This is a genomic window from Pseudomonas sp. P105 (assembly GCF_032614175.1).
GTDB classification, from domain to species: domain Bacteria; phylum Pseudomonadota; class Gammaproteobacteria; order Pseudomonadales; family Pseudomonadaceae; genus Aquipseudomonas; species Aquipseudomonas rhizophila.
In genome coordinates, this window is record NZ_CP126693.1 from 4,044,604 (window position 1) to 4,061,930 (window position 17,327).

General features: G+C 60.7%; 15 protein-coding genes. 5 read left to right on the plus strand and 10 right to left on the minus strand.

Translation table 11 applies throughout. The annotated features are described in order from the left end of the window. Window positions 1-29: 29 nt before the first annotated feature. The 6 genes from QOM08_RS18055 to QOM08_RS18080 form a co-directional block, all read right to left on the minus strand. Window positions 30-959, minus strand: a complete 930-nt coding sequence (locus QOM08_RS18055; protein ID WP_047227786.1) for a ZIP family metal transporter — start codon at window positions 957-959, stop codon at window positions 30-32. Between the two features lie 109 nt (window positions 960-1,068). After that, a complete protein-coding gene (locus tag QOM08_RS18060) occupies window positions 1,069-1,950 on the minus strand; it encodes a manganese catalase family protein (protein WP_047227785.1) in 882 nt (293 codons plus the stop codon). 331 nt (window positions 1,951-2,281) lie between these two features. Then, the gene (locus tag QOM08_RS18065; RefSeq protein WP_047227784.1) at window positions 2,282-2,596 is read right to left on the minus strand and encodes a general stress protein; all 315 of its coding nucleotides are present in this window, start codon (window positions 2,594-2,596) and stop codon (window positions 2,282-2,284) included. Between the two features lie 291 nt (window positions 2,597-2,887). Beyond that, the gene (locus QOM08_RS18070) at window positions 2,888-3,082 is read right to left on the minus strand and encodes a metallothionein (RefSeq protein WP_316911940.1); all 195 of its coding nucleotides are present in this window, start codon (window positions 3,080-3,082) and stop codon (window positions 2,888-2,890) included. Between the two features lie 41 nt (window positions 3,083-3,123). Continuing rightward, entirely contained in the window at window positions 3,124-3,387 is a 264-nt protein-coding gene (locus tag QOM08_RS18075; RefSeq protein WP_047227782.1) for a hypothetical protein, read from the minus strand. Between the two features lie 61 nt (window positions 3,388-3,448). Then, a complete protein-coding gene (locus tag QOM08_RS18080) occupies window positions 3,449-3,958 on the minus strand; it encodes a ferritin-like domain-containing protein (protein WP_139049636.1) in 510 nt (169 codons plus the stop codon). 192 nt (window positions 3,959-4,150) lie between these two features. On the opposite strand from QOM08_RS18080, the gene QOM08_RS18085 reads away from it, so the two are divergent. Continuing rightward, complete coding sequence (locus QOM08_RS18085; protein ID WP_288915198.1) at window positions 4,151-4,990, plus strand: NAD-dependent protein deacetylase; 840 nt, start codon at window positions 4,151-4,153, stop codon at window positions 4,988-4,990. Between the two features lie 121 nt (window positions 4,991-5,111). Here the strand turns inward: QOM08_RS18085 and QOM08_RS18090 are convergent, their stop codons facing one another. Beyond that, entirely contained in the window at window positions 5,112-6,014 is a 903-nt protein-coding gene (locus tag QOM08_RS18090; protein ID WP_076384016.1) for a LysR family transcriptional regulator, read from the minus strand. Window positions 6,015-6,181: 167 nt separating this feature from the next. On the opposite strand from QOM08_RS18090, the gene QOM08_RS18095 reads away from it, so the two are divergent. The 3 genes from QOM08_RS18095 to QOM08_RS18105 are packed head-to-tail and all read left to right on the plus strand — an operon-like array spanning window position 6,182 to window position 8,774. Then, a complete protein-coding gene (locus tag QOM08_RS18095; RefSeq protein WP_047227779.1) occupies window positions 6,182-6,880 on the plus strand; it encodes a CoA transferase subunit A in 699 nt (232 codons plus the stop codon). A gap of 35 nt (window positions 6,881-6,915) precedes the next feature. Continuing rightward, window positions 6,916-7,581 (plus strand): CoA transferase subunit B, encoded by a 666-nt coding sequence (locus QOM08_RS18100; RefSeq protein WP_003180355.1) that lies wholly within the window; start codon window positions 6,916-6,918, stop codon window positions 7,579-7,581. A gap of 11 nt (window positions 7,582-7,592) precedes the next feature. Beyond that, entirely contained in the window at window positions 7,593-8,774 is a 1,182-nt protein-coding gene (locus QOM08_RS18105; protein WP_047227778.1) for an acetyl-CoA C-acetyltransferase, read from the plus strand. A 298-nt stretch (window positions 8,775-9,072) separates the two neighbouring features. Here QOM08_RS18105 and QOM08_RS18110 read toward each other — a convergent pair whose 3' ends face one another. Continuing rightward, window positions 9,073-9,786, minus strand: coding sequence for a FadR/GntR family transcriptional regulator (locus QOM08_RS18110; RefSeq protein WP_047227777.1), 714 nt, complete (start codon window positions 9,784-9,786; stop codon window positions 9,073-9,075). 303 nt (window positions 9,787-10,089) lie between these two features. On the opposite strand from QOM08_RS18110, the gene gudD reads away from it, so the two are divergent. Then, window positions 10,090-11,433, plus strand: coding sequence for a glucarate dehydratase (gudD, locus tag QOM08_RS18115; protein WP_139049631.1), 1,344 nt, complete (start codon window positions 10,090-10,092; stop codon window positions 11,431-11,433). A gap of 131 nt (window positions 11,434-11,564) precedes the next feature. Here gudD and glgB read toward each other — a convergent pair whose 3' ends face one another. Then, window positions 11,565-13,799 (minus strand): 1,4-alpha-glucan branching protein GlgB, encoded by a 2,235-nt coding sequence (glgB, locus tag QOM08_RS18120; RefSeq protein ID WP_316911941.1) that lies wholly within the window; start codon window positions 13,797-13,799, stop codon window positions 11,565-11,567. Between the two features lie 11 nt (window positions 13,800-13,810). After that, window positions 13,811-17,155, minus strand: a complete 3,345-nt coding sequence (gene treS / locus QOM08_RS18125) for a maltose alpha-D-glucosyltransferase (protein WP_076384012.1) — start codon at window positions 17,153-17,155, stop codon at window positions 13,811-13,813. Window positions 17,156-17,327: the final 172 nt, after the last annotated feature.

Here is a 17,327-nt window from a genome sequence, read left to right on the forward strand (position 1 = left end):
CCCTTCGTGGTTCAGTGCTCGACGGCCTGCTAACCCAGTGCCGTGTCGAGGAACATCATCACCGCAAACCCCATCATCAACCCCAGCGTGGCTGGCGTTTCGTGGCCGTTGCGGTGGGTTTCCGGAATCACTTCGTGGGACACCACGAAGATCATGGCCCCCGCCGCCAGCCCCAGGCTAATGGGATACGCCACGGCCACGCCCGAAGACATGCCCAGCCCGATCACCGCGCCCAGTGGCTCCATCAGCCCCGAGCCCACCGCGATCAGCGCGGCACGCAGCGCACTGATCCCGGTGACTCGCAGCGCCATGGCGATGGCAAGCCCTTCGGGGATGTCCTGGATCGCAATGGCAGTGGTCAGGGGCATGCCGACCCGCAGATCACCGTTAGCAAAACTGACGCCGATGGCCATGCCCTCGGGCAAATTGTGCAAGGTGATGGCCAGCACGAACAACCAGACACGGTTGATGCGTTCCGATTGCGGACCGCGCCGGCCACTCACTTCATGTTCGTGGGGCACGAAACGGTCAAGGCCGATCATCAGGAGCACGCCCAGACCCAGGCCGACCACAACGACAAACGCGGCGAGCAGTTGATTGCCCACGATACTTTGTGCCGCTTCGATACCCGGCAGGATCAGCGAAAACGAACTGGCGGCGAGCATCATGCCCGCGGCAAAACCGAGCATGATGTCCTGGGTCCGCGAGGAGATATCACGCAGCACTACCGCCATCAACGCGCCCAGCGCCGTGGCGGCGAAACCGGCGGTGCCGCCCAGAACGGCGTAGCCCAGGTTGTGCCGGTCGGCCCCCACCAATGCGTTGTAACCGCTGTAGAGCAACAGCGCGGCGATCACCGCCAGCCCCAGCCAGAAGCTTACCCCCAGCAGCAGGTTGTTTTGCACAGGATCCAGCCAGGTACGCCAGGGCGATCGGATCCGGGAGGTGGGCTGGTCCATCGAATATCCTTACTGGTTTTGCGCCAGGTCATGTCTGATCGTTCCCCCAACGAGGGGTCCGCTCAAACGCAATTTTCAGGCGAAGGAGCCAGGCCCCCTCGCCGGTTTCCTACAGTTTGTCACCTTGCATCCCTGAACCCAAGTCGGCACCTGTCATGGGGTCGCTTTCCGGGTTGGACATGGTCCGCGCCTTCATGTCCATCAGCAGCGCTTCGTCTTTCTTGCTCAGTTGCACACTCGCCAGACCATCGCCGCCATCCACCGCCGGCGTTGGGTTCTCGACGAATTCCCACTCATCGCCCTGGTTCCATGGGCCACGCACCGAAGGCTCGCCTTGGGACATGTTGAAGTACACGTTGGTGAACTCTGGCATGCCTGGCAGTTTACCTTGAGGGAAATTCGGCTGGATCGAGTGCAGGGCTTTCTCGAAGGACATCTGGTGCGCGATTTCACGGGTCATCAAAAAGCCCAGCGCTTCTTTTACCCCAGGATCATCGGTGAGATTCATCAGGCGCTCATAAATGATTTTCGCCCGTGCCTCGGCGGCGATGTTGGACCGCATGTCCGCTGTCGGCTCACCTATGGTGTCGACGTAAGCGGCTGTCCAAGGTACACCGGCCGAATTGGTCAGCGGGGAACCGGCGCCATAAAGCAGGCTGGTGATGTGAGAGTCGTTGCCGGCACCGTTGATGTCCCGGTACAGCTGGCCTTCCTTTTCCACACCCTCGGCCATTCGGCCCTTGGCGCCTTTATTGAGCATCACGATGATCGAGCCGATCACCTCCAGATGACTGAGCTCTTCGGTGGCAATGTCCATCAACAAATCCTTGCGGCCGGGATCATCCTCGGACAGGGCCTGGGTGAAGTAGCGCGACGCCGCCGCCAACTCGCCCTGGGCACCGCCGAACTGTTCAAGCAACAGATTAGCCAGCCCTGGGTTAGGCTCGGCGACACGTACGGTGTACTGCAGTCTTTTGTTATGTAAGAACATGATGAAACTCCTCGTTCAGGACACAAGCCAAAGGGACACTGCCGGGGGCAGGCCCACAGAAAATCTGAAGAAGTTAAACAGTTAAAATTTATCTTTTATTTAATAAACGAGACGAACGGTAATCGGTAAGGCGCACTTGCAGAAATGCCAGGCAACTGAACAACTTACACTCCCCTCACGCTTGAAGACATTCCTTGCCGCGATCCCGTTGTATATAAATCCGACAGGCCCCATGCGATTAACACAGGGCCCGTAACGTCATTGAGTATTCAGAGTTGCGCCCATGATCCTGGCTGTTTCCAGGGCCTTTTTGACTTGTTTCGAAAACTGTCTAGCGGTCGCTGGTAACGTTGTCGCCGGATGCCTGACCGCCCTTTCGACCGGCCTCGGAGGCCCGCTCAGGGTCTTTGGCAAAATTGCCACCCGAGGCTTGGCCACCTTTTCGGCCGGCGGCGGCGGCTCGTTCCGGGTCATTGGCAAAATTGCCGCCCGAAGCTTGCCCCCCCTTGCGCCCGGCCTCGGATGCGCGCTGCGGATCATTCGCGAAGTTACCACCTGACACGTGGCCGCCCTTCTTCCCCGCTTGCGATGCCTTTTCACGATCGTTAGCGAAATTGCCAGGATTCTTATTTCCTGTGTTAGCCATTTCATTCACCTCGTTAGTTGATGTTGCGAACCTGCTGACTCCTAACAATCTGAAAGTCTGGCGCCGACAAGGTTTTAAACACATCTTGAAAACAGCGACGAACGGCTCATGCAATCCCACACGCTCACTGCGGCGTCGAGTTACAACGGCCTTTCAAACAAATGACGCCCAATAATGAATTCAACTACTCAACTTGAGCGATGCCCATCGTTAGCGGGCCGCAATCTCGGTTTATATTCAGGATGAAATGGGATCGCTGGTCGTAAACGTTTCCTCCAACGCGTCATCCCGTTAATTGCCATTCCCATCTGGCCCGCCGATCTTGCCGCTGCGTTCGCAATGGCAATCCGGTGCCGGACAAGGTTCACCGTTTGGATGTTGGTCGGCGCAGGCTTGACTGCAATAGGCCTCGCCATCGCGATTGAACACCTGTTGCGGGTCCACATCGCATTGGCAATCGGGGCAACCGCACTTTAACTCGCTCATGTTCGTTCTCCTGGGTTCCGGTTTTAAAGCTGTCGTCAGGATCACACCAGCAATTGAACCTCAAGGTTCGCCGCCGCAACGCCATGGTTCGCCACATAGACCTCGGCGGTCCAGCCTTTGGTCAGGTTGCGATAAGACTGGGTGCCCAAGGCCTTGCCACTGTCCCACTCCATGACGTCACCAATATCGATGTCGTTGGCGGAATCGAGCTCAAGGACTGTGTGGTTGTCTTCTTCCTCGACGTACACACCGACCATTGCTCTCTGTCGATTGATGGCCCGTACTTCACCGGTGGTCTGTTTCATACGCCTCCTCTCTCGGCGCGTTAAAAGCGACCGACACACCTCGCCGGCCGCTTTCTCACGCTCAGCGTTTGGCTTCGGTGTGCGGGTTGGCCGAACGCTCCAGAAACGCTTGGGTGATCTGCGGCAGGTGCTCGCGCAGCCATTCGGCCATGGCGACTTCCTGCGGCAGGATCTGTTCGCAAGCCCTCTGTGTTTCCATATCGCCGGCCACTTTTGCTGCTTCAATGAGTACCGTGTAGGAGGCGATTTCAAGGTTCTCGAACACGTAGCCGCTCATGGCCCCTTTCACCACTTCATCGCTCATCGTCATACCGCCCACCGCCTGACCGAAGGCCATGAGTTTGCCGGCCATGTCCTTGAGCATCGAAGTGCTGCCACCCAGGCGCTGGATGCATTGTTCCACCAGTTTTTGTTGCCCGAGGGTCTCCTGCAGGTGCTCCTCAATCCGGGCCTTGAGCTGCGGATAGTGTTCCAGGCGCTCGGCCTGGGCCTTGAGCATTTTTTCCGCCTGCTGTTCCATGGCATGGGCGTCGTTGAGCCAATCCAACAGGTTCTCTTTAGGCGTAGCCATTTGCTTCTCCTTAGCCAGGGTCGTCACTGCCTTGCAGCGCGACAGTTTTGAAGTGCCGTCAAGAGGTGGATGTCGCGCAACCGGGGAAAGTTTGAAGAAACAACAACGCAGTGCGACGAAAGGCATTCCCACCGCCCTCTCGACGAACCACGGTGCTAACCTCAACGACTCCAGGCCAGCGGAGCGACCTCTATGCCCGACGACTTTCACCGTCAACCGATCGATCAATTGCTGGAGCATATGGCCGGGCGCCGTTTTCTGGTGCTCACCGGTGCCGGCATCAGCACCCCGTCGGGCATTCCCGACTACCGGGACAGCGAGGGTGTGCGACGGGGTCGGCAACCCATGATGTACCAGGAGTTTCTCGCCAAACCCGAAGCACGGCGGCGCTACTGGGCGCGGGCGATGCTGGGCTGGCCGCGGGTCCGTCAGGCCCGGCCGAACGTGGCCCACGAGGCGTTGGCGATGTTGCAGGCGCACCAACGCATCAGCGGCCTGATCACCCAGAATGTCGACACCCTGCATGACCAGGCTGGCAGCCACGACGTGATCGAACTTCACGGAAGCCTGCATCGGGTGTTGTGTCTGGATTGCGAGCAGCGCAGTGAGCGCCAGCAGATCCAGCTGTTGATGCAAGCGCAGAATCCTTACCTGGCCGGTGTCGACGCGGTTCAGGCGCCGGACGGCGATACCCTGCTGGATGCCGCGTTCGAGGCGCGCTTCCAGGTGCCCCGCTGCCCTCATTGCGACGGCGAGCTCTTGAAACCCGACGTGGTGTTTTTCGGCGAAAACGTCGCCGCCATCACCGCCGCTCGCGCCATGCAAGCCGTCGAACAGGCGGACGGCCTGCTGGTAGTGGGCTCGTCGCTGATGGCGTGGTCGGCGTTTCGCCTGTGCCGGGCGATCAAGGAACAGGGCAAGCCGCTGCTGGCGATCAACCGGGGCAAGACACGGGCCGATGAGTTGCTGGATCTCAAGCTTGAAGAGCCTTGTGAGCAACTGCTGCCGCTGCTGACTCAACGCCAGTTCTAACAGCACCGCAGCCCCCCCTGTGGGAGCGAGCCTGCTCGCGATTGCGGCGGCACATCCAGCATAAAGGCTAGCTGAACCACCGCTATCGCGAGCAGGCTCGCTCCCACAAGGGAACCGTGGTTTACCGCGTGGTCAACTGCGCACCGATGTCCTGATCCCTGAGCGTATCGAACAACGCCTGCGCCGCCGCCGACAGTTCATGCCCCGGCTTGGTCAGCACACCGATGGCCCGTTCTATCACTGGATCGCTGAGGGTGATGCAGCGGGCGCCCAGCTCATGCATCTGCCCGACACACAGCGCCGGGACCGCACTCACCCCCAACCCGCTGGCGACCATCCGTCCAACTGTCGCCAACTGATGGCTCTCGAATTCCACCGGCAGTTTCATGCCTCGGTTTTGCAAATGCTCCTCCAGCATCACCCGCACAGTGGAGGGCCTTTGCAGCGTGATAAACGGCTGCTCCAGCAGCGTCTGCCACTGGATCTCACGGCGCTGCGCCAGTGGCGAGTCCAGCGGCACCACCGCGACAAAGCGGTCCAGATACAACGGGGTAAAGGCCAGCGACGAGCTCTGCATCGGCTCGAACGCGACCCCCAGTTCAACGTGCCGATCACGAACCATTTCCAGCACCTGTTCGTTGATCACATCGTTGACCGTGACGTTGACATTCGGATAGCGGGCGCGGAAGGTCTTGAGGATCGGCGGCAGCAGGTTGCCGGCAAAGGACGGCATTGCCGCCAAGGTGACGCGGCCGCGTTGCAAGGTGAAGCGTTGGCGCATTTCATCCTCGGCGTTGTCCCAATCGGCAACCAGGCGCCGGGCCAGGGGCAGCAGCGATTCGCCTTCAGGCGTCAGCGCCACGTTGCGAGTATTGCGACTGAACAGACGCCCGCCCAAGCCTTCTTCCAAGGCCTTGATGGTCAGGCTCAGGGCCGACTGGGACAGGTGCAGCCGCTCGCAGGCCACGGCGAAGCTCAGGCTTTGGGCCACGGCGAGAAAAGCGCGGATTTGCTTGAGGGTCATGGGTCGCTGTGCTCCCGGCGGCAAGCGGTCAGTTTCAAGCCGCAAACGGATATCGGCAATTAGTGAGTTTTATCAATCAATCCAACCTAAAAATCAACTTAACAAATATATGACTTGGCGCAACACTGCGTTTCATTGCGACCCCATCAAGAATAAAAGAGGTGTCTATGGCAGGTTTCGACAAACGTGTGAGTAGCTACGAAGAAGCGCTGGAAGGCTTGCAAGACGGCATGACGGTGATCGCTGGCGGCTTCGGCCTCTGCGGCATCCCGGAGAACCTGATCGCCGAGATCAAGCGCAAGGGTATCCGCGACCTCACCGTGGTTTCCAATAACTGCGGCGTCGACGGTTTCGGTCTGGGTGTATTGCTGGAAGATCGGCAGATCCGCAAGGTGGTTGCCTCTTACGTCGGCGAAAACGCTCTTTTCGAAAAGCAGCTGCTGAGCGGCGAAATCGAAGTCGTGCTCACCCCGCAAGGCACCCTCGCCGAAAAAATGCGCGCCGGCGGCGCGGGCATTCCGGCCTTCTTCACCGCCACCGGGGTCGGCACGCCAGTGGCCGAAGGCAAGGAAGTGCGTGAATTCCATGGCCGCCAATACCTGATGGAAGAATCCATCACCGGCGACTTCGCCATCGTCAAAGGCTGGAAAGCCGACCATTTCGGCAACGTGGTCTATCGCCACACCGCCCAGAATTTCAACCCGTTGGCGGCCACGGCCGGCAAGATCACTGTGGTTGAAGTCGAAGAAATCGTCGAACCGGGCGAGCTGGACCCGACGCAGATCCATACCCCAGGCATCTACGTCGACCGGATCATTTGCGGCACGTTCGAAAAGCGCATCGAACAGCGCACCGTGCGTAAGTGATCCCCTGCCCCCGGCCCGAATGAAGGAATAACAACATGGCACTTTCCCGCGAACAAATGGCTCAACGCGTCGCCCGCGAAATGCAGGACGGCTACTACGTGAACCTGGGCATCGGCATTCCGACCCTGGTCGCCAACTACATCCCCGAAGGCATGGAAGTCATGCTGCAGTCGGAAAACGGCCTGCTCGGCATGGGCGCGTTCCCTACCGAAGCCGAGGTCGATGCCGACATGATCAACGCCGGCAAGCAGACCGTCACCGCGCGCATCGGTGCCTCGATCTTCTCTTCGGCCGAATCCTTTGCCATGATCCGTGGCGGGCACATCGACCTGACCGTGCTGGGCGCCTTCGAGGTAGACGTGGAAGGTAACATTGCCTCGTGGATGATCCCTGGCAAGCTGGTCAAGGGCATGGGCGGCGCGATGGACCTGGTGGCCGGTGCCGAGAACATCATCGTCACCATGACTCACGCGTCCAAGGACGGTGAGTCGAAACTGCTGCCCCGGTGCAGCCTGCCGCTGACCGGTGCCGGTTGCATCAAGCGCGTGCTGACTGACCTGGCCTACCTGGAAATCCAGGACGGCGCCTTCATTCTCAAAGAACGTGCCCCAGGCGTCAGCGTCGAGGAAATCGTCGCCAAGACTGCCGGCAAACTGATCGTGCCGGACCACGTGCCTGAAATGCAGTTCGCTGCCCAGTGAGGAGAGATTCGATGCAAGAAGTCGTGATTGTCGCCGCCACCCGTACCGCCATTGGCAGTTTCCAGGGCTCGCTGGCCTCCATTCCCGCACCGCAACTCGGTGCCGCGGTGATTCGTCGGTTGCTGGAACAGACCGGTTTGTCCGGCGAGCAGGTCGATGAAGTGATTCTTGGCCAAGTGCTGACCGCAGGTTCCGGACAAAATCCGGCGCGCCAGGCGTCGATCCTCGCCGGCCTACCCCACGCGGTGCCGGCGCTGACCCTGAACAAGGTCTGCGGCTCGGGGCTCAAGGCCTTGCACCTGGGTGCCCAGGCGATCCGCTGTGGCGATGCGGAGGTGATCATTGCCGGCGGCATGGAAAACATGAGCCTGGCTCCGTACGTACTGCCGGCTGCCCGCACTGGCCTGCGCATGGGCCATGCGCAGATGATCGATAGCATGATTACCGATGGTCTGTGGGATGCGTTCAACGATTACCACATGGGCATCACCGCCGAAAACCTGGTGGACAAGTACGAGATCAGCCGCGAGGAGCAGGACGCCTTTGCCGCCGCTTCCCAGCAGAAGGCCGTGGCGGCGATTGAAGGTGGCCGGTTTGCCGATGAGATCACGCCGATCCTGATTCCCCAGCGCAAAGGCGATCCTGTGGCCTTCGCCACCGACGAACAACCCCGGGCCGGCACCACCGCTGAATCCCTGGGCAAGCTCAAGCCGGCGTTCAAGAAGGACGGCAGCGTTACCGCCGGCAATGCCTCGTCGCTGAACGATGGCGCCGCCGCCGTGCTGCTGATGAGCGCGGAAAAAGCCAAGGCATTGGGCTTGCCGGTACTGGCGAAAATCAGCGCCTATGCCAATGCGGGGGTAGACCCGGCAATCATGGGCATCGGCCCGGTGTCGGCTACCCGCCGCTGCCTGGACAAGGCCGGCTGGTCTTTGGACCAACTGGACCTGATCGAAGCCAACGAAGCCTTCGCCGCCCAGTCACTGGCCGTGGCCAGAGAGCTGAAATGGGACATGGAGAAGGTCAACGTCAATGGCGGCGCCATCGCCCTGGGCCACCCGATCGGTGCCTCGGGTTGCCGAGTGCTGGTGTCGCTGCTCCATGAAATGATCAAGCGCGATGCCAAGAAAGGCCTCGCCACGCTGTGCATCGGCGGTGGTCAAGGCGTGGCCTTGGCGCTGGAACGAGCGTAACCGGCAAAGGGTTCAACAGTGGTTGAGCGGACCCACGAACATCCGCCCATCCACTGGCAACACAACCGGCGCAACCTGGGTTGCGCCGGTTTTTTTTGCCTGCTGGTTTTGAGCATGATCTGCCGGCCTCATCGCGAGCAGGCTCGCTCCCACAGGGATCTCGGGCGGTTGCAAGATTGGCGTCAACCACCGCTCCCACAGGGGGATTGGGTTTTAAACACAAAATCGAAGCACACCACCGATCCACTGTGGGAGCGAGCCTGCTCGCGATGGCGGTGGGTCAGGCGACGATGAGCCTTCAGGCCCCCGCGCCAAACCGGTCGCGACTGTTGGTCAGGTGCAGCCACATGGCGGCGCGGGCGGCGTCCGGGTCCTGGCGTTTGATGGCATTGAAAATGGCCTCGTGCTCCAAATTAGCCAACTGCGCCAGTTTCCCCAGGTCCGCTTGACCGCGTTCGACCACGTTCACCCGGGTTCGGGGAATCATCGCACTGCCCAGGTGCTGCATGATTTCGACAAAACAGGTGTTGTCCGTGGCTTCAGCGATGAGCAAATGAAAGCGCCGGTCGGCGTCGACGCAACTGTCGTTATTGCTGAGCAACCGCTGGTAATCATCCAGGGCCTGGCGCATCTGCTGCAGTTGGCGTTCGTTGCGCCGTAAGGCCGCCAGGGCCGCTGCCTGAGTTTCCAGGCCCAGGCGCAGCTCCAGAATCCCCCGCACACCTGCGGCGGTGTCGACATTGAGCCTCAGGCCCGGCTCACCGGTCTGCTCCAGCACAAAGGTGCCGATGCCGTGGCGAGTTTCCACCAGCCCCGAGGCCTGCAGTTTGGATATCGCCTCGCGCACTACCGTGCGGCTGACACCATGGGCCTGCACAATGGCACCTTCCGACGGCAGTTTTTCCCCCGGTTTCAACTGCCCCAGCAAAATGCTCTGGCTCAGCTTCGCCACCAGGTCATGGGCCAGGTTGTGGGTGCGTTTGCGCGGCGTTGCCTCGATGTCTGGGTGCATGGGCCGTGGGTCCTCGAAACGGAGCAGGCGGGTCGTGAGGTAAAAACTCCACGCCCCTTAGCTTGTATGACAAGTGCAATCATCTCAGTCATCGAACGGTTCCGCCAGCGCTAAACTGATCTTCCCCATGTTTCTTTTCCTTGCTAAAAAATCCAGCAAATAAAGGTGTTTCCGAGTTTTTTAAGGCAAACCATCCAAAAAACCGACCAGCCTCCCTTGTAAGATAAAAAAATCAAGTTGTATGATGTCTATCAACATCGCCTTCCTGCGATGCCCCGCATAAAAACAACGAGTGGGAAAAACATGCAGACCCAAGAAGCCACCAAAGCCCCCATCATCACCAGCATGCAGGTCGTGCCGGTGGCCGGTCATGACGGCATGCTGCTGAATCTCAGTGGCGCCCATGGCCCGTTCTTTACCCGCAACATCGTCATTCTCAAAGACAACGCCGGCCACACCGGCGTGGGCGAAGTGCCCGGCGGCGAGCGCATTCGCCAGACCCTCGAAGACGCCCGCTCGCTGGTGGTCGGCAGCCCCATCGGCACCTATCAGAAGATTCTCAACACCGTACGCCAAGCCTTCGCCGACCGGGATGCCGGTGGTCGTGGCTTGCAGACGTTCGACCTGCGCATCACCATTCACGCGGTCACCGGCCTGGAAGCGGCGTTGCTGGACCTGCTGGGCCAGCACCTGGATGTACCGGTAGCCGCCCTGCTCGGCGAAGGCCAGCAGCGTGATGAAGTGAAAATGCTCGGTTATCTGTTTTATGTGGGTGATCGCCAGCAAACTGACCTGCCCTACCGCAGCGAGCCGGACGCCGACAACGACTGGTTCCGCGTACGCCACGAAAAAGCCCTGGACGCCGACGCCGTGGTGCGCCTGGCCGAAGCCGCTCATTCGCGTTACGGCTTCCAGGACTTCAAGCTCAAGGGCGGCGTGCTCAAGGGCGACGAAGAAATCGAAGCCGTCACCGCCCTGGCCGAACGCTTCCCTCAGGCACGTATCACCCTGGACCCGAACGGCGCCTGGTCACTCAAGGAGGCCATCCGCCTCTGCCGGGACCAGCACAAGGTCCTGGCATACGCCGAAGATCCTTGCGGTGCCGAGAACGGTTATTCGGGCCGTGAGGTGATGGCCGAGTTCCGCCGCGCCACCGGTCTTAAAACCGCCACTAACATGATCGCCACCGATTGGCGCGAAATGGGCCATGCCATCACCTTGCAGTCGGTGGACATTCCCCTGGCCGACCCACACTTCTGGACCATGCAAGGTTCGGTTCGAGTGGCGCAGATGTGCAACGAATGGGGTCTGACCTGGGGCTCGCACTCCAACAACCACTTCGACATTTCCCTGGCGATGTTCACCCATGTAGCGGCGGCCGCACCGGGTGACATCACGGCGATCGACACGCACTGGATCTGGCAGGATGGGCAGCGGCTGACCAAGGCTCCGTTGCAGATCCAGGGTGGCTGCGTACAGGTGCCAAAAAAACCGGGACTGGGGATCGAGCTGGACACCGACCAATTGGCCAAGGCTCATGAACTGTACAAAGGGATGGGGCTTGGCGCACGTAATGATGCGGTCGCAATGCAGTATCTGATTCCGGGCTGGACGTTCAACAACAAGCAGCCGTGCCTGGTGCGCTGAACGAACCTTCTGGCCGAGCACCTATCCAGGTGGGAGCGAGCCTGCTCGCGATGAAGGCGGCACATCCAACATCGCAACCGCATCGCGAGCAGGCTCGCTCCCACAGGGTTAGGGCATGATAGGACCTGCTCCTAACCCTCCGGCCGCAGAATCAACACCGCCAATGGCGGCAAGTTGAGTTCCAGCGACAGCGCCTGGCCATGGCTGGGCACTTCTTCGGTGAAGGCACCGCCGCTGTTGCCGTAGTTGGAACCGGCATAGGTGTCGGCGTCACTGTTGAGCAATTCCACCCAGCGCCCGGCAAACGGCACGCCGATGCGGTATGCCGCGCGCGGCACAGGCGTGAAGTTGGCAACCACCAACACCGGTCGGCCTTCCTTGCTCCAGCGCAACCAGGCGTAGACGCTGTTCACCGCATCATCACCAATCAGCCACTGGAACCCCTGGGGCGCGTCGTCCTGATCGTGCAGCGCCGGCTCTTCGCGATAGAGACGGTTCAGGTCGCTCACCAGCTTCTGCACCCCACGGTGCTCCGGGTATTGCAACAGGTACCAGTCCAGTTGCTGGTCGTGGTTCCACTCGCGCCATTGGCCGAACTCGCAGCCCATGAACAGAAGCTTCTTGCCGGGATGGCCCCACATGAAACTCAGGTAGGCGCGCAAGTTGGCGAATTTCTGCCAGCGATCGCCCGGCATCTTGTCGATCAGCGAGCGTTTGCCATGCACCACTTCGTCATGGGAAATCGGCAGGACAAAGCGCTCGGACCATGCGTACATCAGGCCGAAACTCAGTTCGTTGTGATGGTGAGCGCGGTACACCGGGTCCTGCTGGATGTAATGCAGCGAATCGTGCATCCAGCCCATGTTCCACTTATAGGCGAAACCCAGGCCGCCCTGTTGCGTGCTCTGACTGACGCCGGGCCAGGCGGTGGACTCCTCGGCGATAACCAACGCACCGGGGGTTTCCAGCGCCACCACGTCATTGAGGTGCCGCAGGAAGTCGATGGCTTCCAGGTTCTCCCGTCCACCGTGGCGATTGGGCACCCATTCGCCGGCCTTGCGTGAATAGTCGCGATACAACATCGAGGCGACGGCATCCACACGCAGGCCGTCGATGTGGAAATGCTTTAACCAATGCAGCGCCGAAGCGAGCATGAAACCATGGACTTCGGTGCGCCCCAGGTTGTAGATCAGGGTGTCCCAATCCTGGTGAAAGCCTTCCAGCGGGTTGCCGTATTCGTACAGCGCGGTGCCGTCGAACTGGGCCAGACCGTGGGTATCGGTGGGGAAATGCGCCGGCACCCAATCGAGAATCACGCCGATGTCGGCCTGGTGACAGGCATTGACGAACGCCGCGAAATCGTCCGGCGAGCCGAAACGCGCCGTCGGGGCAAACTGTGAAAGCGGCTGGTAACCCCAGGAACCCCCGAACGGATGCTCCATGATCGGCATCAGCTCGATGTGGGTGAACCCCAGGTCCTTGACGTACGGAATCAGCCGTTCGGCCATTTCGTGCCAGGTGTATTGCCGGGCAACTTCTCCCGCCTCGTCGATTTCGCACTGCCAGGAGCCGGCGTGCAATTCGTAGATCGACAGCGGTGCGCCAGGCAACTGCCGCTCGCGACGATCTTGCATCCATTGCCCATCCTGCCACTCGATTTTCAGCGGCGCGGCGACCTTGGAAGCGGTATCCGGCGGCATTTGAGTGGCCAGCGCCACCGGGTCAGCCTTGAGCGGCAAAATGCCGTGGGCGCCGAGGATTTCATATTTATAACCCTCGCCCGCGCCAAGCCGCGGGATGAACAACTCCCATACCCCGGACGGATAACGGATGCGCATTGGATGCCGGCGACCGTCCCAGACGTTGAAATCGCCCACCACCGAGACTCGTCGCGCATTCGGTGCCCATACGGCAAAGCGCACGCCGTCGACGCCATCGACAGTGGTCAACTGCGCCCCCAGACAGGAACTGAGGTCGCGATGATTGCCTTCGGCAAACAGATATAGGTCCATTTCCCCCAGCAGTGGCCCGAAGCTGTAGGGGTCTTCGGCCACCTGCTCACCGCCGGCCCAGCGGGTGCGCAACAGGTAGGGCTGGGCGCGGTCGAAATGGCCGACGAACAGACCCGGGGTTTCGCTGAGCTGCAAATCGCCCAGGACTTCGTCGCCTTCGCGGGCCAACACTTGCACGCTCAAGGCGCCGGGCAGGTACGCCCGGATGAACTGTCCGCCGGCACCATCGCCGTGGGGACCAAGGATGGAAAACGGGTCCTGATGTTCTGCGCGCACCAGCGCGTCGATGTCATGGGGGGACGGCAGCAACGACTCTTTGGCCTGCCCCTGTGCTTCTTTGTTCGAGACACTCATGATTCTCTCCACTAAATCGGTCCGGCTATGTCGGAAAAGGGTTTCAGCCCGCTCAATAACCCGTACAGACCGTGCAATGGCACGGGCAGCCAGGCGGGGCGATTCTCGGCTTCATAGGCCACTTCATAGGCCGCCTTCTCCAGGCCGAACAACGCCAGTGCGGCGTCTTCGCCTTCAGCATCCTTCCACTCATGGGCAAGACTAGCTGCCGCCAGCCGATATGCCTCAACAAATGCCTGACGGGCCTCTTTCAAATAACGATCAGCCACCCGTTGCCGCGCCGCGTCGGCGTCGGCGGTGCTGTCAACGGTGTTCAGGTGAATCGCCATGGCGGCTGCGTAATCGAAGGAGCGCAGCACGCCGCTGACGTCCTTGTACGGGCTGTGCTTGCCGCGGCGCTCATGCAGTGGTCGTGCCGGCTCGCCCTCGAAGTCGATCAGGTAGGCGTCGCCCTTGATCACCAGTACCTGCCCCAGGTGCAGGTCGCCGTGGACGCGGATGCGCAAGCCACCGACAGCCTTGCCGGCCAGTTCCTGGATGTGCGCCAGAACGGTCTTCTTGTGTTCCAGCAAGCGGGCGACCAAGGCCTGGTCCGCCGGGTTCAATTGGCCCTGGTTCTGCTTGAGCAGGCGCAAGGCGTTCTCAACCTGCGCGGCCACATCCTTGCCGATGGCCTGGGCCTCCTTGGCGTTGGTGGCCTGGGGCGCGAAGTCCGGGTTATCGGTGGCCTGAGCCAGTACCTCGTGCATTTCCCCCAGGCGCTGGCCGAGCATGCCGGCGAAGTCCTTGAGTTCGCCCAAGGCGTTGTAGTGCTGTTCCTGCTCGGACACGGCATCGGCCAGCTCATCACGCAGGGCGCGTTCGAGGTTGTTCTGGGTCCATTCCCAGGCGTCGCCTTGATTGCTCAGGTAGCCTTGGGCGATCATCAGCAGCGCATCTTCGCCCTCGGTGTCACGGCGAATCACCGAACCGAGCAGCGGCGAAATATTGCTGAAACCTGCGGCTGTCAGGTAGGCACTCATTTCCAGCTCCGGGTGTACGCCCGACGCCACTTTGCGGATCAGTTTGAGCACCAGACTGCCGCCCACCACCACCGAACTGTTGGACTGCTCGGCGGACAGGTAACGCACCTCCGGCTCGTCTCCCAGGTTCAATGGGGCCAGGCCTTCGGTGGGTTCAAACCGCAGCTCGCCTTCGCTGCAAGGCAGCACCGTATTGGCCTGCATGCTTTGCAGAACCGCCCGCACGAAACTTTCCAGGCTGAACGCATCGGTGATCAAACCGACCTGACGGACCCGGCGAACCCGAGACAGCGCCAATTGCTGCGGCAACGCCGCGCCCACCTGGTCTTCGGCCAGCAGACCGAAGGGCAGTTGGTAACGCAGTGTCTGGCCAGCGCTGGTGACGTCGATTTCGCTGAGCAGCACCGGGTGCTGCGGATCGCCGAAACGCACGCCATAGACAATATTGACCTTCTCGATCGCGCTGTCTTTGCCGGCAAACCAGCGACGGTTCTGCAGCCAGCTCGGCAGGATGGTTTGCTCCAGCGTGGTGCGCGACGGTGCTTCAAGCAGTTCTTCCAGGCGTTTCTTCAGCACCAGGGTGGTGAAGTCCGGCAAGCTCTGGGCCGGCTCCACATGCCAGCTCGGCATCTGGTTTTCTGTTGCCAGGGCAAACCAGTAGAAGCCGTACGGCGGCAGGGTCAGCAGGAAATTCAGTTGGCCGATGGGCGGGAAGGCATTGCCCCCCAGCATTTCCACCGGGACCATCCCGGCATAGGCCGACAGGTCCAGTTCGGCGGCCTGGGCGCTACGAGACACGTTGGCCACGCACAGGATGATTTCGTGCTTGCCATCGGGGCCGGTGTATTCGCGGGTATAAGCCAGGATCCGGCGGTTGCTTGGCGAGAGCATCTTCAGCGTGCCACGACCAAAGGCCTTGGACTGCTTGCGCACCGCCAGCATCCGCCGGGTCCAGTTCAGCAATGAATGAGGATCGCCGGCCTGGGTCTCGACGTTGACCGACTGGTAACCGTATTGCGGGTCCATGATCGGCGGCAGTACCAGGCTGGCCGGGTCGGCGCGGGAGAAACCGCCGTTGCGGTCGATCGACCACTGCATCGGCGTGCGCACGCCGTCGCGGTCGCCCAGGTAGATGTTGTCGCCCATGCCGATTTCATCGCCGTAGTACAAGGTCGGCGTGCCGGGCATCGACAGCAGCAGGCTGTTGAGCAACTCGACACGGCGGCGGTCGCGCTCCATCAGCGGCGCCAGACGTCGACGAATCCCCAGGTTGATCCGCGCCCGACGGTCGGCCGCGTAGTAATTCCACAGGTAGTCGCGCTCCTTGTCGGTGACCATCTCCAGGGTCAACTCATCGTGGTTGCGCAGGAAAATCGCCCACTGGCAATTGGCCGGAATTTCCGGGGTCTGGCGGAGAATGTCGGTGATGGGGAAGCGGTCTTCCTGGGCCAGCGCCATGTACATGCGCGGCATCAGCGGGAAGTGGAATGCCATGTGGCATTCGTCACCGTTCAAACCCTGGGCGTCGACATCGCCGAAATACAGCTGGGTGTCTTCCGGCCACTGGTTGGCCTCGGCCAACAGCATACGGTCGGGGTAATTGGCATCGATCTCGGCACGGATCTGCTTGAGGACGTCGTGGGTCTCGGGCAGGTTCTCGTTGTTGGTGCCGTCGCGCTCGATCAGGTACGGGATCGCGTCCAGGCGCAGGCCGTCGATGCCCATGTCCAGCCAGTAGCGCATCACCGACAGTACGGCTTTGATCACTTGGGGGTTATCGAAGTTGAGGTCCGGCTGGTGGGAATAGAAACGGTGCCAGAAGTATTGGCCGGCTACCGGATCCCAAGTCCAGTTGGATTTCTCGGTGTCGAGGAAAATGATCCGCGTGCCATCGTACTTGTGGTCGTCGTCGGACCAGACGTAGAAATCCCGCGCCTTCGAACCCGGCTTGGCTTTGCGCGCGCGCTGGAACCATGGATGCTGGTCGGAGGTGTGGTTGATGACCAGCTCGGTGATCACCCGCAGATTACGCTTGTGGGCTTCGGCGATGAAACGCCGCGCATCGGCCATGGTGCCGTAGTCGGGGCTGACACCTCGGTACTCGGCGATGTCGTAGCCATCATCGCGCCTGGGCGAAGGATAGAACGGCAGCAGCCAGATCGTGTTGACGCCCAGATCGGCGATGTAGTCGAGCTTTTCGATCAATCCGGGAAAGTCACCGATCCCGTCGTTATTGGAATCGAAATAGGATTTGACGTGGACCTGATAAATCACCGCGTCCTTGTACCAGAGCGGGTCTTTGATAAAGGTGGCAGACCGGGGTTTCTTCGCCATTTGCAACTCCTGAGAAATTCTGTAAAGCCGCTGAAACAGGCTTGTGAGGTCTTTTTGTGTCGTGGGGCCTTTTTGTGGTGAGGAGATTTATCCTCACTTTGTGGGAGCAAAGCTTGCTCGCGATGCAGGCGCCTCGATTCCCCTGAAGAGCGCGTCAACTTCATCGCGGGCA

Excerpts from the sequence above, each read along its gene's own strand:
- QOM08_RS18080 (WP_139049636.1), bottom strand. The coding sequence starts at position 3,958 with ATGGCTACGCCTAAAGAGAACCTGTTGGATTGGCTCAACGACGCCCAT.
- QOM08_RS18085 (WP_288915198.1), top strand. The coding sequence starts at position 4,151 with ATGCCCGACGACTTTCACCGTCAACCGATCGATCAATTGCTGGAGCAT.
- QOM08_RS18110 (WP_047227777.1), bottom strand. The coding sequence starts at position 9,786 with ATGCACCCAGACATCGAGGCAACGCCGCGCAAACGCACCCACAACCTG.
- glgB (WP_316911941.1), bottom strand. The coding sequence starts at position 13,799 with ATGAGTGTCTCGAACAAAGAAGCACAGGGGCAGGCCAAAGAGTCGTTG.
- QOM08_RS18100 (WP_003180355.1), top strand. The coding sequence starts at position 6,916 with ATGGCACTTTCCCGCGAACAAATGGCTCAACGCGTCGCCCGCGAAATG.
- QOM08_RS18105 (WP_047227778.1), top strand. The coding sequence starts at position 7,593 with ATGCAAGAAGTCGTGATTGTCGCCGCCACCCGTACCGCCATTGGCAGT.
- QOM08_RS18070 (WP_316911940.1), bottom strand. The coding sequence starts at position 3,082 with ATGAGCGAGTTAAAGTGCGGTTGCCCCGATTGCCAATGCGATGTGGAC.
- QOM08_RS18065 (WP_047227784.1), bottom strand. The coding sequence starts at position 2,596 with ATGGCTAACACAGGAAATAAGAATCCTGGCAATTTCGCTAACGATCGT.
- QOM08_RS18090 (WP_076384016.1), bottom strand. The coding sequence starts at position 6,014 with ATGACCCTCAAGCAAATCCGCGCTTTTCTCGCCGTGGCCCAAAGCCTG.
- gudD (WP_139049631.1), top strand. The coding sequence starts at position 10,090 with ATGCAGACCCAAGAAGCCACCAAAGCCCCCATCATCACCAGCATGCAG.
- QOM08_RS18055 (WP_047227786.1), bottom strand. The coding sequence starts at position 959 with ATGGACCAGCCCACCTCCCGGATCCGATCGCCCTGGCGTACCTGGCTG.
- QOM08_RS18060 (WP_047227785.1), bottom strand. The coding sequence starts at position 1,950 with ATGTTCTTACATAACAAAAGACTGCAGTACACCGTACGTGTCGCCGAG.
- QOM08_RS18095 (WP_047227779.1), top strand. The coding sequence starts at position 6,182 with ATGGCAGGTTTCGACAAACGTGTGAGTAGCTACGAAGAAGCGCTGGAA.
- QOM08_RS18075 (WP_047227782.1), bottom strand. The coding sequence starts at position 3,387 with ATGAAACAGACCACCGGTGAAGTACGGGCCATCAATCGACAGAGAGCA.
- treS (WP_076384012.1), bottom strand. The coding sequence starts at position 17,155 with ATGGCGAAGAAACCCCGGTCTGCCACCTTTATCAAAGACCCGCTCTGG.